The organism is Altererythrobacter sp. GH1-8 (assembly GCF_043702085.1).
Taxonomy (GTDB): domain Bacteria; phylum Pseudomonadota; class Alphaproteobacteria; order Sphingomonadales; family Sphingomonadaceae; genus Erythrobacter.
This window is the reverse complement of sequence record NZ_CP171690.1, coordinates 671,957-696,153: the sequence shown is the minus strand read 5'-3', so window position 1 is coordinate 696,153 and position 24,197 is coordinate 671,957. Positions and strand designations below refer to the sequence as shown.

The window sequence follows — 24,197 nt, the reverse complement described above, 5'->3', positions numbered from 1 at the left end:
TCACATGCCGCCCTTACCGGGGGCAGGGCCAGTCGAACCACGTTCCACCAGCGCGCCGGGCACGTTGACGATCTCCGTCGGGAGCGGCTTCTTATGCGCCTGGATGAGGAGTTCAGCAGCCCTCGCGCTGGTCTCCGCGATGGGCTGGTCGACGGCCGTGAGCTTCGGAAACGTGAACCTCACAATCGGCGTGTTGTCGAAACTGATCAGCGACAGATCGTCCGGCACGGCGAGCCCCATGTCGCCAGCGACCTGCAGCGTGGCCAGCGCCATCTGATCGCTTGACGCGATGATTGCAGTGGGTCGGTCAAACCGGGTGAGCAATGTCCGCGCCGCCCGCGCGCCGGACTCAAACCCGAAGTCACCCTTCTCGCACAGTTCCTCGGTCGGGAGCCCAGCCTCCTCCATTGCAGCGCTCCAGCCATCGATACGCCATCCGGAGAGCGAATATTCGTCCGGCCCTGCGATAAAGCCGATGCGCTTGTGGCCGAGCGCAATCAGATGCTCTGTCGCAAGCCTGGCATTGCCTTCGTCATCCATCGTCATGCGGATGCCCGGACCCTCCTCGCGCGATCCTATGCGCGCAAAAGGAATGCCGGCCCTGGCGAGCAAATTGGTGATCAGCGGGTTTTCCGAGTGCGGAGGCGTGAGGATAACGCCATCTGGCTGCAGCGCCGCAATCGCCGCCTTGAGCTCGCGCTCGACATGATCGCTATGAGTGTCGACCAGTTCCACCATCATGCGATAGCCGTGCTTGTCGCAGGCCAGCATCCCGCCGAGCAGCATCTGGTCGACCCAGTCCGTCCCGAGCCGCTCGCGCCAATCGGCAAGCGTGCGCTCGCGATCATTGAGGGCAAGCAGAAGGTAAGAGCGGGAACCGCTCATTCGCTGCGCGGCAATCGACGGCACATAGCCGAGCCGGTCGATCGAGCTTTGAACCCGCTCCTTCATGGCAGGGCGCACATTGGGCTCGTTATTGATCACGCGGCTGACAGTCTGCAGGGAAACCCCTGCATCTTCGGCCACATGTTTGATAGTGATTGCCTGGCGCCGCCTCGCCATGAACTATTACTCCGCGCTCAAAGGCTTCTGGTAGACGCGCACATGGTCGATTTCCATACGCTGCGGCAAGGCATTTTGGTCGATACCCTTGCGTCCGCCCCAGTCGCCCCCGACGGCAATGTTGAGGATCAAATGCATGGGTTCGTCAAACGGCCAGCGCGATTTGTTGGACCGCAGCTTCTTGAAAGCGAATTTCGGCGTGCCATCCACACCGAACAGCAGCGATTCCGGTGTCCAGAGCAATTGGTAATCATGGAACTGTGTGCACGCTGTCTCAACCGTATGGCTGGTCGTTTGCTGCGTGCCCTTGCTGAAATTGAAAGCCTTCGTGTGAACCGAATTATGGATCACATTCGGCTCGTAGCCGACGTGCTCCATGATATCGATTTCGCCGCCTTCAGGCCAGACCACATCCGGGTCTTCCGGCAGCATCCAGATCGCAGGCCAGGTTCCTCGCCCGCAAGGCAATTTCGCACGAATTTCGTAAAAGCCGTAGGTCCATGCGGCCTTGGCTTGAGTGATCAGCCGCGCAGACGTGTATTCCTGCCCGCCATAGTCAGTTGCGTCAGCAACGCTGGCGCCATCGCGGCGCGCTTCGATGATCAGGCGGCCATCTTCGATCCGGGCATTTTCGCTGCGGTTGGCCGCATAATATTGCAGCTCGTTATTGTACCAGCCTTCCGCGTTGCGATGGGTATCATAGGTCCACTTTGCAGGGTCAGGCATCTCGCCAGCGCTGAACTCATCGGCAAAGACGAGCTCATATCCGGCCGGCGCCTTGTGTGGGCGCGGCGTCTCCTGCGAGGGCATGTCCTGCGCATAGCTATGCGCCAATGGAACAAGCGTTGCTGCAGCCGCTCCTGCAAGAGCGAGCGAAACTTTCAAGTCGAACATGTTCAAAAGCCTAATTCTTCACGGCTCATAAGAAAAGGGCGGCAAGTTGCCTCGCCGCCCTTGTCTCAGTGTGGCTTAGAAGCTCACCCGCATCCGGGCACCGAAGGTGCGTGGGCGCGTGAAGAAGCGAGTATTATCAAATTGCGTGATAATGATCGCCGCTTCCTTCTGCTTGTTGGTCACGTTGTTGGCGTAGACTTCAAAGCGGAGCTTGCCGTCATCGCCATGGGTGTAGCCAGCGCCAAGGTCGAAGGTCCAGTAGCCCTTGACCACGTCATTGAGACGAAGGCGCGGATTTTCTGGCTGCTCGTAATCTTCGGAATTGAAGATCGTCTGGAACGTATCCGAGCGATAACCGGCGGAGACCACCCAGTCGAGCTCACCGCTGCCCACTTCGAGCTTCTGCGAGAGCGATGTGTTGAACTGCCAGCGCGGTGTGCGCGGCAGGCGCTTGCCCGAAATGTCACGGAACGGAACCGGCTCGACATCAGCCTGGAAGCGCGAGTCTGGAATAGGCACTGCCTCGTTGATCTTGGCTTCCAGCCAGAGCGCGTTGAAGTCCCAGTTGATGTTGCCCGGGAATTCAAGGCCGCCTTCGATGTTTGCGCCGTAGATTTCGGAGTCGGCGGCATTGAAGGTGTAGCCAACTACCAGCGCCAGCGACACGTCGTCGCCAACTTCGACGACTTCACCCTGTTCCAGCTCAAACGCCGCAACCGTCTCCACAGAAAGGAGCGCGCTGAACGCCTGATCCTTGTAGTCATTGTAGAAAGCAGAGCCATTCAGCTTGGCACGAATATCACCCAGCCAGAACTCGTTCTTGGTGCCGAGTTCGTAAAGGATGACGTTCTCCGTGCTGGTAGTAGGCAGGAAGCCGTTTGTACCGAGGTTGTCGTTAAACGTCCCCGACTTGTGGCCGCTTGCAACCAGCGCGTAGACCAGATTGTCCGGCGTGATGTCGTATTCAAGACGCAAGCGCCAATCGACGAAGCTGTCTGCGATCTCGCCTTCCTGGATCCAGATCTGGTCTGTGAAAGGCACTGCATAGGTATAGACGCCCGGGTTTCCGGGGAAGAAGCCTCCGGCCCAGTTGGGGTCATTGGTAAAGCCTTCGCATGTCCATGCATCTTCGAGAATCGTATCGATGCAGGGTGTCGTCAAAATCGCGCCGTCACCGTTAGGTGGATTCGGATTTGCGTAGAATCCCTGTGGTCCGTTCAACAGGATGTCGTCGAGATTGTCCCGCAAACCGAATTGACGCACGCCATCAAGCTGGAATTCGAAAATCTCGGCTTCTGTAATGATGCCATCCCCGTCTGTGTCCGGATCAAAGATCGTCCGATCCCGGCCGGCAAATTCGAATCCTTCCGTGCCGTAGCGTACGCCGCCGCAGCAGTTGAAATTGCCGTCACCCAGAGCGAGGCCGTAGCGTGCCGCAACGCCGCGACGACTCTTTTCGTCATCGGTGTAACGAATGCCCGCCGTGACACGAAACTTGTCGCTTACTTCCCAGGTTGCATCGCCGTAAAGCGCCCAGCTTTCCGCATTCACATCAGGATTGTTGAACTCGATGCCCTGGAAGAACAGGCCGCGGTCGCCGGTTGAGGCGAGGAATGCGTATTGCTCTTCCTTGAAATACATCCCGCCCAGCGACCAGATGAGCGGGCCTTCCGAATTGAAGATGCGCAGTTCGTTGAAATAACTCTCGGAGTCGGTGATGAATTGAAAGCGCGAGAAGTTATCGAGATTCTGGTTCAGCACAGCCTCGGGAGTCGAAACCTGAGCGCCAAAGTCGCAAGCGCCGTCCACAGGATTAATGCAAGAGAGCACCTCGATCACGCCATCGTAAGCCGCAGTCAACGGAGTGTTTGCATCGTAGTTATAGAGCAAATCCCGATAGCTTGACGTGAACTCAACCGTAAACGGGTCGGCCTCGTAAGTGAGTGTCGCGCGAAGGCCATAATGTTTGGTGTCGAGAACCGGAGTGAAAGCGTTCGCGATCACATCGCGCGGGTCCTCAATATCTTCTGGGTTGATGTTCTGCCCAAGCGGGTTTGCGTAGTTCGTCCCAGTGTAGCCCGTGCCCTCTTCGTGAATGTAGTCGCCTGCCAGCAGGATTGAGAGGCGATCTGTCGGCTCCCACAGCAATTGCGCGCGGAAGGCCTTGTTGTCTTCTGCCTCGGCCACGTCCACGTTCTGGATCGGGCCGACATTGTTGTAGTAGCTGTCATGCGCGAGATACATGCCGCTCAAGCGAAAGGCTGCATTGTCGCCGATCGGCACGTTGATCATGCCGCGCGCTTCCTTGTGGTCGTAATTGCCGTAGCCAACTTCAACTTCGGCATCCCAGATGCCGATGCCAGGCTTCCAAGCAATCGCGTTGACGGAGCCAGCCATGGCGTTACGGCCACGCAGAGTGCCCTGCGGGCCGATGTTCACTTCCACGCGTTCGATGTCGAAAAAGGCAGAACCGATGCCCGAAGGACGCGGGACATACACGCCGTCATAGTGGAACGCTGCGGCAGGGTCGCCCAGCTCGGTGTTGTTGGATGAGCCAACACCGCGGATCCAGATCTCGACATTGCCGCCATTGTTCGCGACCGTCAGGCCGGGCAGCTCGTCGTTGAAATCGGTGATGTCCTGAATGCCGCGCGCGCGCAGATCGTCGCCCTGGAATACGGCAGCGGTACCCGCGTAATCCTGGAGGTTCTGCTCGCGGCGATCGGCCGTGACAACGATCGTGTTATCGCTCTGCTCGTTGACTTCCTCAGCCTCGTCCGCCGGAGCATCCTGCGCCGTTGCCGGGGCTGCCATGACCATGCTCAACGCAAGACCCGAAGCCGTGCTGAGCGCCAAGAAGCGCCGCGAAGGCGCGCGTGTTCTGTTGAATGCCAATTTATCCTCCCACGCACTCGATCAGGGCCATTGTGCCCTTGTGCGATTCACGACATAGCCAAAATTGTGAGCGTTCTCAAGAGGCGATATGAACGTTCACATTACGGTTTGCTGGAAGGTGTGTCTTTTACGCAAATGCCTGGTTCGGGACAGTCCTGCTCCCTGCGCTCAACAGCGGAACCCGCCTAGCCGGCCAAGGGCCGCTCGCCCGCATTCTCCAGCAAGGCAGCACATAGCAGAGACGTCAGTTTCTGGAGCTTGACCTCCCTGGCCGCGCTAACCGGACAATCTGCAACGAGCACAGCTGCGTTGCAGCGCAGGGTCTGCGTCGCAAGGTCGATCGATTGCAGGCAGTCCAGGAACTCTGCCACCACATGCGGGTCCGCGCAGAGCTGCGTACCCAGACTTTCGATCAGATGCGCGGTTTCCTTCAGCGACGCGGCGATCGCGTGGCGCAGCTCGGCGGGGACGTCCTGCGCCATCAAGCGGCTTCCAGCATTGCATTGTCATGGAGCAATTTGCCCAGGTCGATCACCGCCACCATGTTTTCGCCGATCGGGACCAGCCCTTCGATGTAGGCTGAAATCGGCTCATCCGAGATCGCATCGGGCCGCTGCAGCTTGGCGGTGTCGACCGAGACTATATCCTCGACGCTATCCACGATCAGGCCACGCGCCTGCCCATCCCACTCGCTTACGATGATGGGATTTCGCGGCGTCGCATCGGTAGCATCCCACCCAAGCCGCTGGGACAGGTCGAATACGGGCACCACAATACCGCGAAGGTTCACCACGCCGGCCATGAATTCCGGAGTCTTGGGCAGCTTGGTGACCGGCGACCAGGCACGGATCTCGAGGATCGACATGATGTCGAGGCCAAAGAGCTGGCCGCCGACCTGGAAAGTTATCAATTCACGTTGCATGGGCGGTTTCCTCTCTCGCGCAATCAGTGCATGACCCGGCGCACGGCCGTCGCCAGTTTCTGCGCGTCAAATGGTTTGACAATCCAGCCTGTCGCACCCGCATCACGCGCGCGCTTCTTCTTTTCCTCCGAGCTTTCGGTTGTCAGAACGAGAATCGGGCGATCCGCATGGCGGCTGCCCGCGCGCAGCTGTTCAATCAGGCCAAAGCCGTCCAGCCGCGGCATGTTGATATCGGTAATGACCAGGTCAACTTCGTTGGAGGCAAGCCACACCAGAGCGTCTTGCCCGTCTTCAGCCTGCGCCACTTCGAACCCTTCTGCGGACAGCGCATGCAGCAACAGAGCGCGCATGCTGGGACTGTCGTCGACTGTCAAAATGCGAATAGTGCGTTCCATCTTCCAATTCTCCGAAAGTCTCTCAAAACAGTTCCACATCGCCGCGTGCTGAGCTCTGCGGCACTTGAGGTGTGACAGATGGGGCTTCGGCTGCCTCTGTCTTCGTACAGCGGACCAGGCCGGACTCCGGTCTGAACCTGACCCGCCTGGCGCTGCTACCTTCGAGGTCTGCATCGACCAGCTCGATCCCCTCACGCGTAAGAACCTCGCGCGCGAATCTGGCGTTTGCTGAGCCAATCCGGGCAAACCGGGCAGACATGTTGGCTCCGCCGAAAAGCCGCGCGCGCATCCGCTGCTTGCTGGCTCCTTGCGCCAGCATCTGGTTGATTAGGAGTTCCATCAGAAAGGCGCCGAAATGCTCGTCCACCCTTCCCGGAGTGTTGGTGTGCGCGGGTTCCGCAAGCAGAAAATGGTTCATTCCGCCGATCCGGGCGCGAGGGTCAAACAGGCAGGTTGCAACACAGCTGCCGAGCACCGTGTTGAATTCAACCTGTGGGTCGCCCGAGGCAAGTGCCTGCCCCTGGATCACAGTGATCCGTCTCATGCCTTGCGCGAAGGGATGATCGAGGATGGTAAGGGCGGTCATAGGCTGCTTACCCTGGCAAGGTGGTTCGAAATTTCAGTGAGAGGGAGCACACACTGCGCCGCCCCCATCTCGATCGCCGCTCGCGGCATGCCGAAAACGACGCTGCTTTGCGCATCCTGCGCGATTGTCACGGCACCAGCATGTTTCATCGCCAGAAGACCAGCCGCGCCGTCCTGACCCATGCCGGTGAGCAAGGCGCCGAGCACCTTGCTGCCAAACTCCGAAGCCGCAGAATGAAACAGCGCATCGACGCTCGGGCGGTGACCGGAAATGGGTTCGCCCGAACGCAGACTCAGCCGGATGCCGCCATTCTCGCAGCGCGCGACCCGCAGGTGACGTTCATCGCCTGGGGCAAGATAGATATGCCCAGGCTGGAGCATGGTGAGGTTTTCAGCAAGAACCATCTTGGCCTGACACAGGTCATTCAGCGACTGCGCGATCGCGGACGCAAAACTGGCATTGATGTGCTGCACCACCACAGTGGGTGGGCAGTGCGCTGGCAATTGCGGCAGGATCTGCCGCAAGGCCTCGACGCCCCCAGTCGACGACCCCAGCACGATGAGTTCAGGCCGCACTGCGGGTAGGCGCGCAGTGAAACTGGTGGAAAGCGAGTTCCGCTCTTGCGGTTGTCCGAACGTGACCTGCGCGGCTGCACGCACAAGATTGGCCAGCTCGCCGCCGTCATCATCGGGCAGTCCGCCATTGCTGGCATCCTTCGCGTAGCAGCTGACCGCGCCGAGCTGCAGTGCCTTTGCCGTGGTCGCCGTACCGGCCTGCGTCGAGCCCGAGACAATGATCACCGGTGTTGGACGCAGCTCCATGATCTTCTGCAGAAAGGACAGGCCATCCATGCCCGGCATTTCCACGTCCAGCGTGACGACATCGGGGTCGAGCGCGCGCATCATCTTGCGAGCTTCCTGAGCATCACAGGCATAGCCGACGACTTCGATATCGCTCTCCCGCGAGAGGCGCGCATCAAGCACGCGCTGGATAAACCGCGAGTCATCCACGATCAGGACAGAGATACTCATCGCTCTTTCCTTCGGTAGATCGTGGGGCCGAGCGTATCGAGCATGGCAACCGCATCCGAATTGATGCGCTCGGAATGGCCGATGAAAAGATAGCCGCCCGGCTTCAGTCGCTCGGCAAAGCGACGCACCAGGCGATCCTTGGTCGGCTGGTCAAAATAGATCATCACATTGCGGCAGAAGATGATGTCGAACTGGCCGGACATCGGCCATTCATGGAGCAGATTGAGCTGCCGAAAGCGGACGCATTTGCGCGCCTCGGGCCCGATCCTGAGGTCCTGTCCGTCCTGCTCGCACCAGTTGGCGACAAGCGCTGGATCGAGATCCTTGAGCGATTCAGCCGGATAGGACCCAGCCTCCGCCTTGGCGAGCGCGTGGGGGGCAAGGTCTGTTGCCAACGCGAGCAGGTTGGCATTGGCCAGAGTGCGCCCTTCGCGCCGATCCGGCCCAAGCAGGACCATCATGATATTCCAGATCTCTTCGCCGCTGGAGCATCCTGCAGACCAGATGCGGATCGCATCGCCAGAGTTGAGGCGCGCGATCAACTCGTCTCGCAGGTGATCGGCCAGGTAGTCAAAGTGGTGCGATTCGCGGTGGAAATACGTGTGGTTGGTCGTCAGCGCAGCCAGCACGGTTGCGGCAAGCCTCGCATCATTGTGCAACAAGGCCCGCAGCTCGGCGAAACTCGTACAACCGGACTTTCGCACCAGCGGCGCGATACGGGAATAGACCAGCATGCGCTTGCTGTCGTCGAGCACGATTCCAGCCTCTCGATGCGCGAGTGCAGCGATATGGGCAAAATCATCGGCGGAATAGACCTGAGGACTGACGCCAGGAATGATCCCGCCGGCACGCTCTTCGCCTGACTTGAGGACCAGCGTCATACTGCAACCTCTTCCGGCAGTGGGTGCCGAGCCGAAGTCACCATGTGGTCAACATCGACAATGAGCGCGACGCGTCCATCGCCCAGGATGGTCGCACCTGCGATGCCAGGGACGGAATGGTAATGGGTTTCAAGGCTCTTGATAACGAACTGGCGCTGATCCGCGATCACATCGACCAGCAAGGCAACCTGCCCGTGGTCATGCTCTCGAGCATTACGCAATCAGGCACCGGGACTGCACAAAAGGCGCTTGCGCTCGGCGCGGTCGATTGCTTCCCCAAGCCTCTGAACGCGTCTCCTGAAGCGTTTGCGGAAAGCGTCGCGAAGCTGGGTGACATCGTTGTGCGTGCGGCCAATGGCGAAGTCGGCAGCGCGGCGAATGGTTCTGGCTCCACTTCTGGCAGCTACACCCCGGGCAATTCGGTTGTGGTTCTGGCAGGCGGCGCGGCATGTCTCGATACCTTGCGGCAGGTGCTGGCCGCCCTGCCGGCCAACTGCCCTCCGACCCTGGTCCTGACCGATTGCAGCATGGCAGACGCTCAGGCCTTCAAGCACAAGGCTGGCTCCTACGCCGCTTGTTCGGTCGAAGTCGCCTGCGCTGATCAACTGCTGGTCCCGGGGACGGTCTATCTCGCTGGCGCTGGCGATCGCCATATCCTGATCGAAGATGCACAAAATCCCGTCATTCGCATGGTGGAGCGCGATCCGGTTGGCGGCTTCCGGCCCTCAGCAGATCTGCTGATGGGAGCGCTGGCCCGTAGCGATGTCCAGTGTGTGGCAGGCATGCTCGAAGGCGATGGCGAAGATGGTGCGCGCGGCGTCAAGATGCTGAGCGACCAGGGGCGGGAAGTCTTGCTCCAGCAGGTATCGATGGGCGGAAAGCCGCAGCGCATTGACGCTGCCAAGGCTCAGGGGGTTGGTGGACAGCCGCTATCCGCGAACGATCTGGCCGCGAAGATCCTGGAGCTCACACAGGCGACCTGAGTTTCGACCCGCGGGGCTAGACAGCAGAAAAACTGGCGCACCCGACAGGATTCGAACCTGTGACCTCTGCCTTCGGAGGGCAGCGCTCTATCCAGCTGAGCTACGGGTGCTTGCAGGCTTGGAAAAAGGGGCTCGCAGTTCCCTTCCACGCCTCAGCGCGCGCGCCGCTTAGCAAAGCGCGCCGCAGCCTGCCAATAAAAAAGGGCTTTCGCAAACATACTTGCCTTGCAACGGTCCCGGCCCCTCCACGGTCCAAGCGTTAGTCTTTCGGTAAGTGAATCGCGCTTAACCCTATCCCTGTCATGACCGCGATCGAATCCCCGGAACAGCTCAAAGCCATGCGCGAAGCGCTCGCAGAACGTCGCCCGCTTTCCAAGCGCTGGCGCGAACTGCACACGCTCGGTCAGCTGATCGCGTTAAAAGCGCAGCTCGCAAGCGAACCGTTTGAGGGCCGGATAGCAAATTTCCCGGACGCGATTGTCGATGCCGCACCCTGGCACCGCGAGCTTGCGGAACAGGCGCTGGAAGACATCGATGCCATGCTGCAACCGGGCCTCACGGCGCTGCAGGCGATCGAAGCGCGCGGCCACGACGTCACCGCACCGGCGCTGGCGCTTTGGCGCGAATTCTACCATGCGCGCGAAGGCCTGCTCAGCCTCGCTCCGAAGGCAGTCGTGGCTCAAACCGAAACCGACTGAGGCCCACCTCAAAGATCCGCGATGCGTTTGCAGGGGGCCTTTCGCGCTTGACGACGTTCGTCTTATGTTCCAGCATGCCAAGATGTCAGCCACTCAGCCCCGTAACCCCGATTCGACGCCCGCGCCTGACACAGAAGCTGCCTTTACCAGCCCGTCTGACACAATCGACGCGGTCGCGGTAACCCGCGGCATCATGCGGCTGTTTGCCCGAAATGACATCTGGTGCCTGCCGGAAATGCCTTTGCGCGGCGGCCGACGGGCCGACATGATGGGGGTCGATGCGAAGGGTCATGTTATCATTGTCGAGATCAAGACTGCCCGCGCCGATTTGCTTGGTGACAACAAGTGGCCGGACTACCTCGAGCATTGCGACCGGTTTTACTGGGGGCTGGCAGCTGGACTTGATCGCACTCCGCTCGACCGCGCGGATTATCAGCCCGGCAGCTGCGGCGTGATCGTTGCCGATGGGTATGATGCGGAAATCATCCGTCCGGCTCCGCTCGAACCGCTCGCCGCTGCGCGCCGCAAAGTGGAGGTGGAGCGGCTCGCGCGGGCTGCCATGCGCCGCTACTCGGTGTTGAGCAATGCGGAGCTCAGTCCCTATTCTCGCGGATAACAGACCCGAATCTGCGCTTGCTTCTGTTAAGACCTTTCGACCATAGAGCAGCGATGGAACTTTCGGCACCAACTGCAATCACCATGACGCTGGGCGTGGTTGGAATGATCGCAGTCATTGCCGCGCGCTATCTTGCCAGCAGCGGTCTCTTCTCGCTGTTGACGCGGGTCACCCGGCCCGGACTTTACCGCGGCATGGAAAAGCAGATCCGGCGCGAGATCGGCTGGTCGCTCGCTTCCGCCGCGATCTACGGCCTTCCTGCAGGCATTCTGGCCTGGGGCTGGCACAATCATGGCTGGACCAGGGTCTATACCTCGGTCAGCGACTTTCCCTTGTGGTATCTGCCACTGTCACTGCTGATCTATCTGTTCGCGCACGACACCTGGTTTTACTGGACGCACCGGCTGCTGCATGATCCCAAGTGGTTTCGCCGCGCGCATGCTGTCCATCATTCAAGCAAGCCGCCAACCGCATGGGCTGCGATGAATTTCCATCCGATCGAAGCGGTGAGCGGTGCCGTGGTTATCCCGGCCCTGGTGTTGCTTGTGCCGATCCATGTCAGCATGCTGATGAGTGTCCTGTCGATCATGACGATCATGGGCGTGACCAATCACATGGGTTGGGAGCTGTTCCCGCGCGCGCTCGTTCATTCGCGGTTTGGCCAGTGGGTGATAACGGCCAGCCACCACGAGAAGCATCACGAAGAGTACACATGCAATTACGGGCTCTATTTTCGCATTTGGGACAGGCTCTGCGGCACCGATCGCGGGCTCTCGACCAAACTCGCTCAGAGGTCTGCAATATGAGGCGGATCGCCGGGTTGGGTGTGCTTGCCGTGTCGGCAGGGCTGGCCCTGTCCGTGCCCGGCTCCGCTCAGACCGTGCAGGCAGAGCCGGGCTCGGGCCCAGGCTTGGGCAAGGTGACGATCGTGATCACCGAACTGCGCAACACCAAGGGTGTGGTCAGGGCGTGCATGACCACCAATCCCGACATCTTCCCGCGTTGCCGCGAAGATCCGGCATCGCATCGCACGGTTGTTGACGCTGGTGAAAAGGTCACGCTGACGTTCAGGAATGTGAAGCCCGGGCGCTATTCGGTCGCCTTGCTCCATGACGAGAACGACAATGGGAAAGCGGATCGCGCCTTGCTCGGCATGATGCCGAAGGAAGGCTTTGGCTTTTCGCGCGATGCGCCGGTGCGGATGGGTCCCCCAAGCTTCAAGGACGCGGCCTTCGATTTTGACGGTGTCGAAACCAGGCTCACCATCAAGATGCGTTACATGCTGTGACCTGCCCCTGATCTGCCTGTGATCTGCCCCTGATCTGTGCTGGCAGCAGGCGAGCACAAGTTTTGCCGCCGACTTAACGCTATGTTTACCATGGTGGTTCAGAACCCCGCATAAGAACTATACTTGCGGGGGCAAAACCAGCCATGGATACGCTGCGCGGACCATTCGACACGAATGATCTTTACGATGATACCGTCGAATTCGACACCGTCGATGATGACGGTGCGAACGATCTTCCGCCGTCTCCCATTGGCCAGGACGAGCGCCGGATGCAGGTGCGCGCCTACAACCACTGGGCGAGCCTGCTGGGAGAGCGCAACTTCCCTTCGATCGAAGATCTCGACCCTGCCAATATCGATGACTTTGGCCCCTACTCCGTTCTGCTCGACTTCTCGAAAGGGATCGAGGACCCCGCGATTCAGTTCCTCGGAGAGACATTGGCCGCAGAATGCGGCGCCCAGGGCGCGATAAGGCAATTGTCGGATGTTCCGAGCCGCTCATTGCTGAGCCGCATAACCGACCACTACATGCAAATTCTCGCCAATCAGGCGCCGATCGGCTTCGAGGCTGAATTCATCAACGATTCCGGTATCACCATCATGTATCGCGGCATTCTGTTGCCGTTTTCCAGCGACGACGACACGATCGATTTCATCTACGGCGTCATCAACTGGAAAGAGATGGCCGACCGTCTGACCGCCGACGAATTGCTGCTGGAAATCGACCATGCGCTGGAAGGCGGGCACGCCCCGAATCCGGCCGAGGATGCGGCCGAAGATGCCCCGGTTCTGCCGCTCGAACTGACCGATGGCTGGGCCGATGGCCCTGCGAACCAGGACGAGCGCTTCGACGCGGAGGAAGCCGACGCTGCAAGAGCGGTTCAGCAGACTCTCGACCTGTCGCAAGGTGACTTGCCGCAGCCCGACTTTGGCCATCTCGCGCTTGAAGATGACGAGGATGAGGATGAGGAAGCAGAAGCCAATTATGATTTCGCATCCTTGACCGATCACGTCGCACCGCCCAAGCCCAAGATGGACGCGCTGGAACTCGGCCTGGAAGATCTCGCCGAAGAGGGCGACGAGCGGCCTTGGTCGGTTGAAGCTGAGGACAGCGACGAGCCGGAAGGCATCGAACCAGAGCAAAGCCTGGACGACGAGATGTCAGACGATATCCTCGAGCTTGCCGAAGCAGTCGATGCCCTTGACCTCTCTGGCGGCGACTATTTTGCCGACGACACTGCGGAAAACTCCCCGATCGATGAGGATGCCGGCCTGTATGATTGCCTCGCCTCGGCACGCGAACTCGCCGAGACAGCCAGAACTTGCGAAGACCGCAGCCGTACCGCGCTCTATGCTGCGGTCAGCCGTGCCTACGATGTGTCGCTTGCCGCTGAAGAGGCACCCGAAGATTATGCAGAACTGATCGAGGAGAACGGGCTTAGCGTGCAGGAGCGCGCCCCGATGACGCCGATCGTCAAGCTTGTCTTCGGAGCCGATTACGACAAGACCCGGCTCACCGAATACGCAGCGGTGCTGAGCCATGCCCACCGTGTGGGGATCGAACGCGGCGCGCTTGCCGGATTCCTGAGCCAGGCCGAAGGCGGGCTCAAAGGTGTCGTCAGCGAAGAGCGTCGCTGCCGCAAGGAAGAGGCCGGCAAGGCGGTCGAGCCCAAGAACGCGGTCCGCACGGCTCTCGCACGGAAACTGCGCAAGCTTGAGCCTCTCGATCTCGTGGATCTGGCCAGCGATGGCCCGGAATTCGGCCTCGTGATGATCCGCCGGACAGAAGATGGCGAAATCGAAGTGCTGGGCGAGATTGAGCAAGACATCGCATTGGTCGAACGGGCGGCGCGCAAGTTGCTCGGCTGACAGCTCTTCGCTCGCTGACCCATTGCGGCCCTGACCTGATCTGTCCTCTTGCGGGAACTCCCGGCTGCGCGCTACGGACTCTGTCATGTTCGCTATCAAGAGCCGAGGCCTGCGCATCATGATCTGGATTCTGGCCGCGGTTGTTGCGGCGGCACTGGCGGGCTTTGTCGCGCTGCAGATTGCCATCGCCCGCAACGGCCCTGCCGTGCTCGACACCGTGGACTGGATCACTGCAAGCGATGCGGAAACCAGGCAGCTTGAGACCGTCCGGTTCGGAGCGCACCCTGCGCAGAAGCTGGTCGTCCTGCACCACCGCGAGGTCAAAGCGCACTCGGCACTACCGGTTCTGGTGTTTCAGCATGGCGGCAGCTGGAAGGACGGCGATCCAGAGGACTATGGTTTCGTCGGTCGCAGCCTCGCTCCGCATGGCTTCGTCACTGTCATGGCCGGTTATCGCTTGGGACCGGAGGGGCGCTTTCCGGCGATGCTGGAAGATGGCGCAGCCGCGCTTGCCTGGATTCGCAAGAACATCGCACAACACGGCGGTAATCCCGATCACATCGTCCTGATGGGGCATTCCGCCGGGGCCTATAATGTCGCGATGCTGGCACTCGACCATTCCTGGCTGAAGCACCAATCGGTTCCGCCTGAAACGGTCAGGGGCGTCATTGGTCTTGCCGGTCCTTATGACTTCTTCCCGTTTGACAGTGACAGCACCCGCGCGACATTCGGTCAGTTTGCAGACCCTCAGGCGACCCAGCCAGTGAATTTCGTGGGCGGCCATGCGCCGCCCTTCCTGCTGATCCATGGCGAGCAAGATACAACCGTAAAGCCGCGCAACTCGCGCGCGCTGGCCACCCGACTGGAAGCGGCGGGCATCGAGGTCCGGCTGCTGACATTCAGTGACATGGACCACACGGCCCCCCTGCTCCAACTGGCAAGCCCATGGCGGCGCAAGGGGGAGGTGCACGAGGTAATCCGTCAATTCATTGCTAACCCTCAGACTTCAGTTCCGGTTCAGGCGCAAACGCGCTAAAAGAGTGTCTATGCGCATATTTGCCTGGCCCCTCGCCATTCTTGCGAGCCTCGCGCTCGCGGTACAACCGGTTGCTGCACAGTCGATTCTGCGCGATGCCGAAACCGAAGCCCTGCTCGATGATATGGCTGCGCCACTGGTTGAAGCGGCCGGGCTAGCGCCTGGCAATGTTGACATGGTGCTGATCAATGATTCCTCCATCAACGCATTCGTCGCGGGGGGTCAGGCGATCTATATCCACGCCGGTCTGCTCGATGCCGCCGATACCGCCAATGAAGTGCAAGGCGTGATTGCGCATGAGCTTGGTCACATCACCGGCGGCCACGTGGTCCGCTTCAGCGAAGGGGCAAGCGCTGCGAACAGCATTTCCATCCTCAGTCTGTTGCTCGGTGTCGGTGCCGCACTGGCAGGCGCGGGCGAAGCAGGCATAGGGATCATGCAGGCCGGACAGCGCGCAGCGCTCGGCAAGTTCCTGGCCTACAGCCGGGTGCAGGAATCAGCAGCAGACGCAGCGGGCGCAGAGTATCTCTCGGCCGCCGGCATTTCAGGGCGCGGATCGCTCGCCTTTTTCGGCAAGCTGCGCAGCCAGGAGTTTCGCTACGGCCGTAGCCAGGACGATGAAGCCGCCTTCACTCGCACGCACCCGCTGTCTGGCGATCGCATTGCCCGGCTGCGCGAAGTCTATACCCGCGATCCCGCATGGGACGCACCTGACGATCCGGACATTCAGGCGCGCTTCGTGCGCATGAAGGCAAAGCTGTCAGGCTTCATCGAACCGTCGGAGCGCACGCTTGCCCGCTTTCCTGTGAGCGACAAATCCATTCCGGCGCGCTATGCCCGCGCTTACGCTTATCACAAGGCAGCGCAGGTCGACATGGCGCTCGCGGAAGCGGATGCATTGCTCGCGACCTCGCCAAACGACCCCTATTTCCTGGAATTGAAGGGGCAGGTCCTGCTGGAATCGGGGCGGCCGACTGATGCTCTCGCCTCGCTGCGACGCGCGACGGAAATCACGAATAACCAGCCGCTCATTGCATCCATGTTCGGCCACGCTTTGATCGCGACCGAAGACGAGCGAAATCACCCGGAAGCAGAACGCGTGTTGCGGGCAGCCGTCGCGCGCGACCGCCTGAACCCGTTCGCCTGGTATCAATTGGGCGTTGTCTATGCGGCGCGCGGCGACCTTCCCCGGGCGCGGCTTGCCAGTGCCGAGCAGCAAGTGATGACGCGCCGCTTTCCTGACGCACTGCGCAGCGCGCAAGCGGCAGAGGCCGGCTTGCCGGTGGGATCGCCTGACTGGATTCGAGCGCAGGATATCTCGCTTCAGGCGCGCGCCGCTCTGGAGCAAATCCGCGATTCGCAGTAGCGCCGGGCAGGTCAATTCGCGCACAACAGGCATCAAGAGCGCCGCAGCAGCGCATTTCAGGTGGATAGAAAGATGAAACAGCTTCTCACAAACGCAGCGCTCGCTCTGGCGTGCGGGTTTCTTGGAGCTGCGACCTGGTCCGCCACAGGTCTCGCAGACAAGCGCACTGAAGCGTATCTGATGGAGAATCCGCAGCTTTTGCCGGCAATGGCGCAGGCCTATGAGAAGCAGGCAGCATCGGACCGGCTCGCTCAGATCGGTGAGCAGATTTACCAGCCCTTCCCCGGCGCAGTTCTGGGCAATCCCGACGGCTCCAAAGTGCTGGTCAAATTCACCGATTACAACTGTCCCTATTGCAGGGTAAGCAGCGAAGACGTGGATGCGCTGGTCGCGCAGGACCCTGAAGTGAAAGTCATCATCCGCGAATGGTCAATCTTCCAGGGAAGTGAAATCGCTTCCGTGATGGCCTTGGCCGCCGCCGAGCAAGGCAAGTTCGCTGCATTTCACAAGGCGATGTTCGAGCTTGCTCCTGCGACGCCGGAAACTGTCCGCGAGGCGGCTGAGCGCGCTGGAGTTGAACTGGAGCGCGCGCAAGCCTTCGGGCAATCGCCGGTCGTGCAAGCTGAGCTTCGCAACAATGCGCTGATGGCTCAACAGCTCGGGTTTACCGGTACGCCCAGCTGGGTCGCCGGGGGGCAGACATTTGAAGGAGCGGTTGGCACCAGCGCTCTGCAGGCGGCGGTCGATCGCGAGAGCTGATGCGCGTCCTCGCCGCTGCGCTTTGCTGCACGCTTGCCGGTTCCGCTGGAGCATGGGCGCAATCCACGCTCGGCGCTGCAGCGAGCACGGCAGCCGCGGGCACAGTTGAAAGCGGTGGCTTTGCCAATAGGCTGAACCGCGAGCAGCGCCTGCAGGACCTGGGCTGGAGGCTTGCCAGCGCTAACGCAGCCTTCTGCCGGGAAAGCCAGCCCTCCACTGGTTTGCAACTGCTCGACACCGCCAGCTTTCGTCGTCCGGATGCAATTCGCCGCGAGCTCGGATTGGAACATTCCTTCGCTGTCCTGACAGCGGCCGATGGCTCGCCAGCCGAGCAGGCAGGGCTTGAAGCGCGTGAACCGGTTACGCACATCAACGGATTCGAGCTTGAGAGCTGGAGTGCGGTCGAACCGTTTGCCTGGCAGCGGGCAGAGCTTGCGCATGACCTGCTTGAAACGATGCTCGTGCTGCACGGCCAAGTGACGCTCTCTCGTCCTGGCAAGCCCGATCTCACGCTCAAGGGTGAACCCGCCTGCGCAACACGCTTCGAGCTTGCAGGGGGAGACGATATTGCGCTTGCTGACGGCAAGCGGGTCCGGATCAGCGCGGGCTATCCCGCCTTCAGCTACCCGCAAGACGAGTTGGCCGCAGTCATCGCGCATGAACTCGCACACAATGTGCTCGGCCACAGGGTGTGGCTTGACGCCAACGGGCGCAAGCAAAGCAACGTCCGGCTAACCGAGCGCGAAGCGGATCGACTGGCACCATGGCTGCTTGCCAATGCCGGGTTCGAACCCCACGCGGCCTTGCGCTTCATCAACCGCTGGGGGCCTGAGCATGCAGGCGGCCTCTTTCGCAAGCGCACCCACGAAGGCTGGGACGAACGCGCGGAGCGTATCGCTGCGGAAATCCCGCTGGTGCTCGAGGCGATCGCGCGCGACGGAAAAGCTGACTGGAGCCAGCATTTCCAGCGCGAGATCGAGCCTTAAGGCATCAATCAGTCGTCCGTCACCGCCGCGTACATCGAGTTGATCGGCCTTTCCATCACGCGCCGTACCATCGGTTCGAAGAACGAAAGCGGCGCGCTGTCATACTTGGGATCAAACGCCGCCTGGTCGTATTTCTCGCAGAAATGGGCGCAGGCTTCAAAATATGGGTGCCCGCGATACTGCTCGCGAATGTCGCGATCCATGCCTACATAATGGAAATAGTAATAGCCCTGGAACGCGCCGTGCTTTTCGCAAATCCAGTGATCTTCTTCCGATACGAACGGCTTGATGATCGCGGCAGAGACATCCGGGTGATTGTAGCTGCCCAGCGTATCGCCGATGTCGTGCAGCAGCGCCATGACGACATACCGTTCATCCCGCCCATCACGGTGGGCGCGGGTCGCGGTCTGCAAGGAGTGCTCCAGCCGGCACACCGGAAAGCCGCCAAAATCGCCTTCCAAAAGCCGCAAGTGATCAAGCACGCGGTCAGCAACGCCCTTGGCAAATGCCCGGTATTGACCGCCGATAATGGCCCAGTCTTCGGCCGTGCCTTCAGTCATCGCCGTGAATTTGGCGTGTTCGTGCACAGCGCCGTCAGGATGGTCGATTGTGGCCATGATTCTCTCTCCTTGCAGACCAGCAGTGTAGCGCGCGCGACGGCAAGCAGCAAACAAACTGCCCCAAAGCGTCCGAATCGGCTAAGGGGTTAGCCGATGGTCGTTCTGCCTTTCCGCCCCACGCCGTTCTTTGCCAACAAGAACAAGGCATTCTGGAACCTCCAACTGGCAGGTTGGGGCGGCGCATTTCTGCTGCGCGCAAGCGCTGCGATCGCCAACTCCCAGCCGCTGGACTTGCTGGCAGTCATCCTTGTCACGACCATCACGGGTTTTTCCATCACGCTCGTGCTGTCAGTGATCTATCGCCAGCTGTTCGGGCGGCAGCCTTTTGTGACCTGGAGCATGACCATGCTCGTACTGGTGCTGGCAGTGATCGTGCACGCCTCAATCGATGCCTGGGTTCAGGGCATTTACTATGCCGGGATCAGCGAGACGACCTTTGCGCAGCGCTTCATCGGGCTCAGTTATATACCGGCAACGCTGCTGGTCGGGTGGAGCGCGCTGTATTACGCAATCAACTTCTTTCTCACTGTCGAAGAGCAGGCCGACAGACTCGAACGGCTCGAGGCGCAGGCCACCAGCGCGCAGCTGGCGATGCTGCGTTACCAGCTCAACCCGCATTTCCTGTTCAACACGCTCAATTCCATCAGCACGCTGGTGCTGCTCAAGCAGACCGAGCCTGCCAACGCCATGCTGACGCGGCTCAGCGCATTCCTCAGGCACACGCTGGTTACCGAGCCGGGCAGCGAGGTAACGCTGGAGCAGGAAGTGGAAACGCTACAGCTTTACCTCGGGATCGAACGGATGCGGTTTGAAGAGCGGCTCCGCACGCATTTCGAGATTTCGGATGAGGCGCTGCAAGCCAAGCTGCCTTCGATGCTGCTTCAGCCGCTGGTTGAAAACGCGATCAAATACGCCGTCAGTCCGCAGGAGGAAGGAGCCCGGATCTCTCTCACCGCAAAGGTCAGCAATGGCCGATTGCAGATCGTGGTTGAGGACACAGGTCCAGGTATCTTCCGCACCACAGGCTCTGCCACCAGTCAGGGCGACTTGCTGACCTATGCTGCAGCGCAGTCGAGCTCGACCGGAGTGGGGCTGGCTAACATCCGCAGCCGCCTGGCGCAGGCCTATGGCGACAGCCATCGCTTTGAGACCCGCACCGGGCAAGGTGGCGGATTTACCGTTTTGATCGAAATCCCGTATGAAGCGGAGATCAAGGAAGAAGTCGACTCGGCGCCGGAACTGGCAGCGGGAACGGCTTCGCGGGCCCTCAGGCCCTCTGACACCACCCCCGAGCCTGGACCGGCATCAAAGCTGGGCACGGGACGCGCGATTGGAAGTAACGCATGACTATTCGTACAATCATTGTCGATGACGAGAAACTCGCCATTCAAGGTCTCCAGCTGCGTCTGGAGCCATTCGAGGATGTTGAAATCATCGATACCTGCTCAAACGGGCGCGAGGCGATCCGCAAGATCAAGACCGAGAAGCCTGACCTTGTCTTCCTCGACATCCAGATGCCGGGTTTTGACGGCTTCTCCGTTGTGAAAGGCGTAATGGAGATCGAGCCGCCGCTGTTCGTCTTCGTCACGGCCTTTGAAGAGCATGCGATCCGCGCGTTTGAAGCCAATGCGGTGAATTACCTGATGAAGCCGGTCGACGAAGACAAACTGGCCGATACCATTGCCCGCGTGCGCCAGCGCATCGCAGAAAAGAAGGGCGCAGAAGAGGCTGACAAGCTGATGAATGTGCTGGCGGAAGTAGCGCCCGACGCGGTCGAAGGACTGGCCGACAGCGAGCCGACCGAGCGGTTTGAAAAGCTCATCAACATCAAGGATCGCGGACAGATCTTCCGCGTCGAGGTCGATTCGATCGAGCATATCGAAGCGGCGGGTGATTACATGTGCATCTATACCGGCGACAATTCGCTGATCCTGCGCGAAACGATGAAGGATCTCGAGCGCCGCCTCGACCCGCGCACTTTCCAGCGCGTCCACCGCTCAACCATCGTCAACCTCAACCAGGTCCGTCAGGTGAAGCCGCACACCAATGGCGAGTGTTTCCTGGTGCTGGATTCCGGTGCAGAAGTGAAAGTCTCGCGCAGTTATCGCGATGTGGTGGCGCGGTTTGTGCACTAGGTTAGTTGGACTCAGGTGCCGCGAAGCATCATCCCCCTGATCCTGTCATAACTGTCTTCAGGTTCATGAATTCGTGCAGGCCCAGATGCGACAGTTCGCGGCCATAGCCTGAGCGCTTGATCCCGCCGAAGGGCGCAACCGGATGCGAGGACAGGAACTGGTTGATTGCTGTCATGCCGGCTTCGATGTCGCGCACGAAGCGCTCCTTTTCTTCCTCGTCCTCGGTCCACACCGATGAGCCCAGCCCGAACGGAATTGCATTCGCGATCCGGATCGCATCCTCGATGTCCTTTGCTCGGTAGAGCTGCGCGATCGGCCCGAAAATCTCTGCCTTTGCAGTGTCGCTTTCCAGCGGCACGTGGGTCAGCACGCCTGCGCTGATGAAGGCGCCTGGTCCGCTCTGGGCAACACCACCGAATGCGAGCGTCGCGCCTTCGCTTTTCGCTGTTTCGATTTGCTCGAGCACGGTGTCGAGCTGCTCTTTACTGGAAAGCGGACCCATCTCGGTCTCTTCATCAAATGGATCGCCCGCCTTTGTCGATTGCATCTGCGCGAAAAAGCGTTCTGCAAAATCATCGTAGATTGCGGAATGGACGATCATGCGCTTGCCGCAAATGCAGGATTGTCCAGTATTCTGGATACGCGCTTTAACCGCTTGGCTTGCAGCCTTGTCGAGATCGGCTGATGGCATCACAATGAAGGGGTCTGACCCGCCCAGTTCCAGCACTGTTTTCTTCAAATGCTTGCCGGCAAGTTCCGCCACCGCTGCGCCAGCCCCTTCGCTGCCAGTCAAGGTCGCTGCAACGACACGATCATCCGCGATGACTCGCTCAATCGCGCCCGACTTGACCGGGAGGTTCTGAAACAGACCAGATGGAGCGCCAGCTTCAGTCATCATCTCTTCCAACAGCTCTGCGCAACCCTGCACAGCGCTCGCGTGTTTCAGCACGCCAACATTGCCCGCCATTACAGCTGGAGCAAGGAAGCGCGCGACCTGCCAATAGGGATAATTCCACGGCATGACTGCAAGCACGACGCCTTGAGGCAGCCAGCGCGCCTGCGCATTTCCATCTTCACCCAGGTCAAAGCTCAAGGGCTCGAGCATGGCAGGACCAGCCTGTGCCATATGGCGGAACAGCTGCGCGCATTTTGCGATCTCGGCTTTGGCTGACGCGAAGGTCTTGCCCATTTCGAGGCTAGCCTGCCGCGCGAGCCGGTTGGTATTGGCATCGTAAACGCGCGCCAAGGTCTCGAGCAGAACACTACGCTCGGCAAGCGAGCTCTTGCGCCATTCACGGTACGCGGAATCGGCGCGCGCCAGCCTTGCATCGATCTGGTCCGCTGAAAGCTCTTCATAGCTAGCGAGCCGTTCGCCGGTGGCCGGATTGGTCGTCGTAATCATTGCTATCTCTCGATTCTCTCGGGTCTCTCCACTCAACGGGGCAAGCCGTGCGCACGTTCCGAAAAGGCAGAGCATGCGCTTGAGATTAGGGCGGGAATCCGCCACACCCTAACGCATGACTGACTTCTTGCTCACAGGTTTCGACCTTGAACGCTTCGTGCGCGAAACTCTCGCGGAAGACCTTGGCGAAGGTTTGCCGGGCGGCGGCCATGACGTCACGTCCGAGAGCGTCATTCCCGCGAGCGCACGCTTTTCCGGGGTGATGGACAGCCGCGATGCGATTGTCGTCGCTGGGCTTCCTATCGCCGAGGCGTTCTTCCGCGCGCTCGATCCGGACATGGAAATTGAGCATCTGGTGCACGATGGCGACGAAGTGCCGCCGGGAACCGACCTGATGCGCCTCTCTGGCAATGCCCGTGCCATGCTGACGGCCGAACGCAGCGCCTTGAACACTGTCCAGCACCTCTCCGGCATTGCCACCATGGTGCGTGAATATGTCGATGCGATGGACAATCCCGACTGTACCTTGCTCGACACGCGCAAGACCATTCCGGGCCTGCGCACCCTCGAAAAATACGCTGTGCGCATGGGCGGCGGGTCGAACCACCGCATGGGGCTGTGGGACGCGGCGATGATCAAGGACAATCATGTGCTCGTCGCGGGCAGCGTCGGCGAAGCGGTGCGCCGTGCGGTCGAGGCGGGCGTCAAGGAAATCATCTGCGAGGTCGACCGGCTCGACCAGATCGAACCTGCTTTGCAGGCTGGCGCGACCCGTCTGCTGCTTGACAATATGGAGCCGGAGACGTTGCGCCAAGCTGTCTGCATCGTTGCAGGACGCGTTCCCACCGAGGCGAGCGGGGGGATCAACTTGCAAACGATCAACGCCAAGGCCGCCACGGGCGTTGACTATGTCTCGGTGGGTCGGCTCACCCAAAGCGCTCCAGCCGCTGACATCGGCCTTGATTTTACGCCTTTATGACTTCTCTCGCGGCCAATCGCTGTCGCGAAGGCCTCCGAGGGGGCGGCCTGACGGCCGACGCGCGGTCGCGCTTGCGAAGCGCCTTCGCCGCTTCGTTAATGTTAGTGTTCGCAAGTGAAGTCGCTCATGCCCAGGCCTATCAATGCCGTGTGCCGTCGACGCTGACTGTGCCGGAAGTGCGCAGCGAGGGGCCGACCCGGCAACTGCCCATCACCGGCTACACGCTTGCGATCAGCTGGAGCCCGGAGTTCTGCAAGCCGCGTGAAGACAGCCGTGCGCATCGCATCCAGTGCTCGGGCGACAATGGCAAGTTTGGCCTCGTTGTGCATGGATTATGGCCCGATGGCGCTACCAGCTGGCCGCAATTTTGCCCCCAAGCCGGTAACCCATCGCAAAAAGTCACGCCAGCCGAAGCGCGCCGCAATCTCTGCATGATGCCGTCGACCCGGCTGATGAGCCATCAATGGGTCAAGCACGGCAGTTGCATGGCGCGCCGCCCGGAAAGCTATTTCAAGGTTACCCGCATCCTCTGGAACAGCTTGCGCAAGCCCGATTACGACTACCTTTCGCGGCAGGAGAAGCTCACTGCGGGCGACATTCGCCGCGCCTTCGCCGATGCGAACGGTCGGCACGTCCAGCCTGCGCATGTCGGCGTGAAGCTGAACGAACGCGGCTGGCTGGAAGAGCTGCGGCTTTGTTATGGCACGGACTTTATGCCGACGCGCTGCAAGCCGCGCACCTGGGGCGCGAAGGATGATGCACCAGCGAGAATCTGGCGCGGTCTTTGAGCATGAT

At 60.5% G+C, this 24,197-nt stretch carries 25 protein-coding genes, 1 tRNA gene and 1 pseudogene; 14 read left to right on the top strand and 13 right to left on the bottom strand.

The window, feature by feature from the left end; genetic code table 11:
- The 10 genes and pseudogenes from ACG9DO_RS03495 to ACG9DO_RS03450 form a co-directional block, all read right to left on the bottom strand.
- Positions 1-1,062, bottom strand: coding sequence for a LacI family DNA-binding transcriptional regulator (locus ACG9DO_RS03495; protein ID WP_394730338.1), 1,062 nt, complete (start codon positions 1,060-1,062; stop codon positions 1-3).
- Between the two features lie 6 nt (positions 1,063-1,068).
- Entirely contained in the window at positions 1,069-1,956 is an 888-nt protein-coding gene (locus tag ACG9DO_RS03490; protein ID WP_394730337.1) for a family 16 glycosylhydrolase, read from the bottom strand.
- Between the two features lie 75 nt (positions 1,957-2,031).
- Positions 2,032-4,776 carry a TonB-dependent receptor gene (locus ACG9DO_RS03485; RefSeq protein ID WP_394730336.1) on the bottom strand — a complete coding sequence of 915 codons (2,745 nt, stop codon included), beginning with the start codon at positions 4,774-4,776 and terminating at the stop codon, positions 2,032-2,034.
- A 260-nt stretch (positions 4,777-5,036) separates the two neighbouring features.
- On the bottom strand, positions 5,037-5,333 hold the full coding sequence (locus tag ACG9DO_RS03480) for a hypothetical protein (RefSeq protein WP_394730335.1): 297 nt from the start codon (positions 5,331-5,333) through the stop codon (positions 5,037-5,039).
- A complete protein-coding gene (locus ACG9DO_RS03475) occupies positions 5,333-5,773 on the bottom strand; it encodes a chemotaxis protein CheW (protein WP_394730334.1) in 441 nt (146 codons plus the stop codon). Before ACG9DO_RS03475 ends, ACG9DO_RS03480 begins: the two co-directional genes overlap by 1 nt.
- Before the next feature lie 23 nt (positions 5,774-5,796).
- The gene (locus tag ACG9DO_RS03470; RefSeq protein WP_394730333.1) at positions 5,797-6,168 is read right to left on the bottom strand and encodes a response regulator; all 372 of its coding nucleotides are present in this window, start codon (positions 6,166-6,168) and stop codon (positions 5,797-5,799) included.
- Between the two features lie 22 nt (positions 6,169-6,190).
- Positions 6,191-6,754, bottom strand: coding sequence for a chemotaxis protein CheD (locus ACG9DO_RS03465; protein WP_394730332.1), 564 nt, complete (start codon positions 6,752-6,754; stop codon positions 6,191-6,193).
- Positions 6,751-7,785, bottom strand: coding sequence for a chemotaxis response regulator protein-glutamate methylesterase (locus ACG9DO_RS03460; protein WP_394730331.1), 1,035 nt, complete (start codon positions 7,783-7,785; stop codon positions 6,751-6,753). Before ACG9DO_RS03460 ends, ACG9DO_RS03465 begins: the two co-directional genes overlap by 4 nt.
- Entirely contained in the window at positions 7,782-8,666 is an 885-nt protein-coding gene (locus ACG9DO_RS03455) for a CheR family methyltransferase (RefSeq protein ID WP_394730330.1), read from the bottom strand. The genes ACG9DO_RS03460 and ACG9DO_RS03455 overlap by 4 nt, the downstream gene beginning before the upstream one ends.
- Positions 8,663-8,872 (bottom strand): annotated as a pseudogene (locus ACG9DO_RS03450) (chemotaxis protein CheW); the annotation flags it as partial. The gene ACG9DO_RS03455 and the pseudogene ACG9DO_RS03450, both read right to left, overlap by 4 nt.
- Here ACG9DO_RS03450 and ACG9DO_RS03445 point away from each other — a divergent pair.
- Positions 8,783-9,649, top strand: coding sequence for a chemotaxis protein CheB (locus ACG9DO_RS03445; protein ID WP_394730329.1), 867 nt, complete (start codon positions 8,783-8,785; stop codon positions 9,647-9,649). The pseudogene ACG9DO_RS03450 and the gene ACG9DO_RS03445 overlap by 90 nt on opposite strands.
- Before the next feature lie 33 nt (positions 9,650-9,682).
- Here ACG9DO_RS03445 and ACG9DO_RS03440 read toward each other — a convergent pair.
- Positions 9,683-9,759: transfer RNA gene (locus tag ACG9DO_RS03440), tRNA-Arg, on the bottom strand.
- 192 nt (positions 9,760-9,951) lie between these two features.
- On the opposite strand from ACG9DO_RS03440, the gene ACG9DO_RS03435 reads away from it, so the two are divergent.
- The 9 genes from ACG9DO_RS03435 (at position 9,952) to ACG9DO_RS03395 (ending at position 18,266) form a co-directional block, all read left to right on the top strand.
- Positions 9,952-10,347: a hypothetical protein gene (locus ACG9DO_RS03435; protein ID WP_394730328.1), complete on the top strand. Its 396-nt coding sequence runs from the start codon at positions 9,952-9,954 to the stop codon at positions 10,345-10,347.
- An 82-nt stretch (positions 10,348-10,429) separates the two neighbouring features.
- Entirely contained in the window at positions 10,430-10,963 is a 534-nt protein-coding gene (locus tag ACG9DO_RS03430) for an MmcB family DNA repair protein (RefSeq protein WP_394730327.1), read from the top strand.
- Between the two features lie 83 nt (positions 10,964-11,046).
- Positions 11,047-11,769 carry a sterol desaturase family protein gene (locus tag ACG9DO_RS03425; RefSeq protein ID WP_394731186.1) on the top strand — a complete coding sequence of 241 codons (723 nt, stop codon included), beginning with the start codon at positions 11,047-11,049 and terminating at the stop codon, positions 11,767-11,769.
- Positions 11,766-12,251: a DUF2141 domain-containing protein gene (locus tag ACG9DO_RS03420; protein WP_394730326.1), complete on the top strand. Its 486-nt coding sequence runs from the start codon at positions 11,766-11,768 to the stop codon at positions 12,249-12,251. The genes ACG9DO_RS03425 and ACG9DO_RS03420 overlap by 4 nt, the downstream gene beginning before the upstream one ends.
- Positions 12,252-12,394: 143 nt before the next feature.
- Positions 12,395-14,119, top strand: a complete 1,725-nt coding sequence (locus ACG9DO_RS03415) for a hypothetical protein (protein ID WP_394730325.1) — start codon at positions 12,395-12,397, stop codon at positions 14,117-14,119.
- A gap of 85 nt (positions 14,120-14,204) precedes the next feature.
- On the top strand, positions 14,205-15,155 hold the full coding sequence (locus ACG9DO_RS03410; RefSeq protein ID WP_394730324.1) for an alpha/beta hydrolase: 951 nt from the start codon (positions 14,205-14,207) through the stop codon (positions 15,153-15,155).
- 10 nt (positions 15,156-15,165) lie between these two features.
- A complete protein-coding gene (locus tag ACG9DO_RS03405) occupies positions 15,166-16,521 on the top strand; it encodes a M48 family metalloprotease (protein ID WP_394730323.1) in 1,356 nt (451 codons plus the stop codon).
- Between the two features lie 72 nt (positions 16,522-16,593).
- Complete coding sequence (locus tag ACG9DO_RS03400) at positions 16,594-17,280, top strand: DsbA family protein (protein ID WP_394730322.1); 687 nt, start codon at positions 16,594-16,596, stop codon at positions 17,278-17,280.
- Complete coding sequence (locus ACG9DO_RS03395) at positions 17,280-18,266, top strand: hypothetical protein (protein WP_394730321.1); 987 nt, start codon at positions 17,280-17,282, stop codon at positions 18,264-18,266. The genes ACG9DO_RS03400 and ACG9DO_RS03395 overlap by 1 nt, the downstream gene beginning before the upstream one ends.
- A gap of 8 nt (positions 18,267-18,274) precedes the next feature.
- On the opposite strand, the gene ACG9DO_RS03390 is transcribed toward ACG9DO_RS03395, so the two are convergent.
- Positions 18,275-18,883, bottom strand: a complete 609-nt coding sequence (locus ACG9DO_RS03390; protein WP_394730320.1) for an HD domain-containing protein — start codon at positions 18,881-18,883, stop codon at positions 18,275-18,277.
- Between the two features lie 96 nt (positions 18,884-18,979).
- Here ACG9DO_RS03390 and ACG9DO_RS03385 point away from each other — a divergent pair, with 96 nt between their 5' ends.
- Together ACG9DO_RS03385 and ACG9DO_RS03380 are read left to right on the top strand one after the other, a co-directional pair.
- Positions 18,980-20,233 (top strand): sensor histidine kinase, encoded by a 1,254-nt coding sequence (locus ACG9DO_RS03385; protein ID WP_394730319.1) that lies wholly within the window; start codon positions 18,980-18,982, stop codon positions 20,231-20,233.
- Positions 20,230-21,021: a LytR/AlgR family response regulator transcription factor gene (locus ACG9DO_RS03380; RefSeq protein ID WP_394730318.1), complete on the top strand. Its 792-nt coding sequence runs from the start codon at positions 20,230-20,232 to the stop codon at positions 21,019-21,021. The genes ACG9DO_RS03385 and ACG9DO_RS03380 overlap by 4 nt, the downstream gene beginning before the upstream one ends.
- Positions 21,022-21,049: 28 nt before the next feature.
- Here ACG9DO_RS03380 and ACG9DO_RS03375 read toward each other — a convergent pair whose 3' ends face one another.
- The gene (locus ACG9DO_RS03375) at positions 21,050-22,423 is read right to left on the bottom strand and encodes an NAD-dependent succinate-semialdehyde dehydrogenase (RefSeq protein WP_394730317.1); all 1,374 of its coding nucleotides are present in this window, start codon (positions 22,421-22,423) and stop codon (positions 21,050-21,052) included.
- 115 nt (positions 22,424-22,538) lie between these two features.
- Here ACG9DO_RS03375 and nadC point away from each other — a divergent pair, with 115 nt between their 5' ends.
- Both nadC and ACG9DO_RS03365 read left to right on the top strand, forming a co-directional pair.
- Positions 22,539-23,402: a carboxylating nicotinate-nucleotide diphosphorylase gene (nadC, locus tag ACG9DO_RS03370; protein WP_394730316.1), complete on the top strand. Its 864-nt coding sequence runs from the start codon at positions 22,539-22,541 to the stop codon at positions 23,400-23,402.
- Between the two features lie 98 nt (positions 23,403-23,500).
- On the top strand, positions 23,501-24,190 hold the full coding sequence (locus ACG9DO_RS03365) for a ribonuclease T (protein ID WP_394730315.1): 690 nt from the start codon (positions 23,501-23,503) through the stop codon (positions 24,188-24,190).
- Positions 24,191-24,197 lie beyond the last annotated feature (7 nt).

Bases quoted from the DNA above. Each gene is read 5' to 3' on its own strand.
- ACG9DO_RS03495 (WP_394730338.1), bottom strand. From the start codon at position 1,062: ATGGCGAGGCGGCGCCAGGCAATCACTATCAAACATGTGGCCGAAGAT.
- ACG9DO_RS03490 (WP_394730337.1), bottom strand. From the start codon at position 1,956: ATGTTCGACTTGAAAGTTTCGCTCGCTCTTGCAGGAGCGGCTGCAGCA.
- ACG9DO_RS03485 (WP_394730336.1), bottom strand. From the start codon at position 4,776: ATGGTCATGGCAGCCCCGGCAACGGCGCAGGATGCTCCGGCGGACGAG.
- ACG9DO_RS03480 (WP_394730335.1), bottom strand. From the start codon at position 5,333: ATGGCGCAGGACGTCCCCGCCGAGCTGCGCCACGCGATCGCCGCGTCG.
- ACG9DO_RS03475 (WP_394730334.1), bottom strand. From the start codon at position 5,773: ATGCAACGTGAATTGATAACTTTCCAGGTCGGCGGCCAGCTCTTTGGC.
- ACG9DO_RS03470 (WP_394730333.1), bottom strand. From the start codon at position 6,168: ATGGAACGCACTATTCGCATTTTGACAGTCGACGACAGTCCCAGCATG.
- ACG9DO_RS03465 (WP_394730332.1), bottom strand. From the start codon at position 6,754: ATGACCGCCCTTACCATCCTCGATCATCCCTTCGCGCAAGGCATGAGA.
- ACG9DO_RS03460 (WP_394730331.1), bottom strand. From the start codon at position 7,785: ATGAGTATCTCTGTCCTGATCGTGGATGACTCGCGGTTTATCCAGCGC.
- ACG9DO_RS03455 (WP_394730330.1), bottom strand. From the start codon at position 8,666: ATGACGCTGGTCCTCAAGTCAGGCGAAGAGCGTGCCGGCGGGATCATT.
- ACG9DO_RS03445 (WP_394730329.1), top strand. From the start codon at position 8,783: ATGGTAATGGGTTTCAAGGCTCTTGATAACGAACTGGCGCTGATCCGC.
- ACG9DO_RS03435 (WP_394730328.1), top strand. From the start codon at position 9,952: ATGACCGCGATCGAATCCCCGGAACAGCTCAAAGCCATGCGCGAAGCG.
- ACG9DO_RS03430 (WP_394730327.1), top strand. From the start codon at position 10,430: ATGTCAGCCACTCAGCCCCGTAACCCCGATTCGACGCCCGCGCCTGAC.
- ACG9DO_RS03425 (WP_394731186.1), top strand. From the start codon at position 11,047: ATGACGCTGGGCGTGGTTGGAATGATCGCAGTCATTGCCGCGCGCTAT.
- ACG9DO_RS03420 (WP_394730326.1), top strand. From the start codon at position 11,766: ATGAGGCGGATCGCCGGGTTGGGTGTGCTTGCCGTGTCGGCAGGGCTG.
- ACG9DO_RS03415 (WP_394730325.1), top strand. From the start codon at position 12,395: ATGGATACGCTGCGCGGACCATTCGACACGAATGATCTTTACGATGAT.
- ACG9DO_RS03410 (WP_394730324.1), top strand. From the start codon at position 14,205: ATGTTCGCTATCAAGAGCCGAGGCCTGCGCATCATGATCTGGATTCTG.
- ACG9DO_RS03405 (WP_394730323.1), top strand. From the start codon at position 15,166: ATGCGCATATTTGCCTGGCCCCTCGCCATTCTTGCGAGCCTCGCGCTC.
- ACG9DO_RS03400 (WP_394730322.1), top strand. From the start codon at position 16,594: ATGAAACAGCTTCTCACAAACGCAGCGCTCGCTCTGGCGTGCGGGTTT.
- ACG9DO_RS03395 (WP_394730321.1), top strand. From the start codon at position 17,280: ATGCGCGTCCTCGCCGCTGCGCTTTGCTGCACGCTTGCCGGTTCCGCT.
- ACG9DO_RS03390 (WP_394730320.1), bottom strand. From the start codon at position 18,883: ATGGCCACAATCGACCATCCTGACGGCGCTGTGCACGAACACGCCAAA.
- ACG9DO_RS03385 (WP_394730319.1), top strand. From the start codon at position 18,980: ATGGTCGTTCTGCCTTTCCGCCCCACGCCGTTCTTTGCCAACAAGAAC.
- ACG9DO_RS03380 (WP_394730318.1), top strand. From the start codon at position 20,230: ATGACTATTCGTACAATCATTGTCGATGACGAGAAACTCGCCATTCAA.
- ACG9DO_RS03375 (WP_394730317.1), bottom strand. From the start codon at position 22,423: ATGATTACGACGACCAATCCGGCCACCGGCGAACGGCTCGCTAGCTAT.
- nadC (WP_394730316.1), top strand. From the start codon at position 22,539: ATGACTGACTTCTTGCTCACAGGTTTCGACCTTGAACGCTTCGTGCGC.
- ACG9DO_RS03365 (WP_394730315.1), top strand. From the start codon at position 23,501: ATGTTAGTGTTCGCAAGTGAAGTCGCTCATGCCCAGGCCTATCAATGC.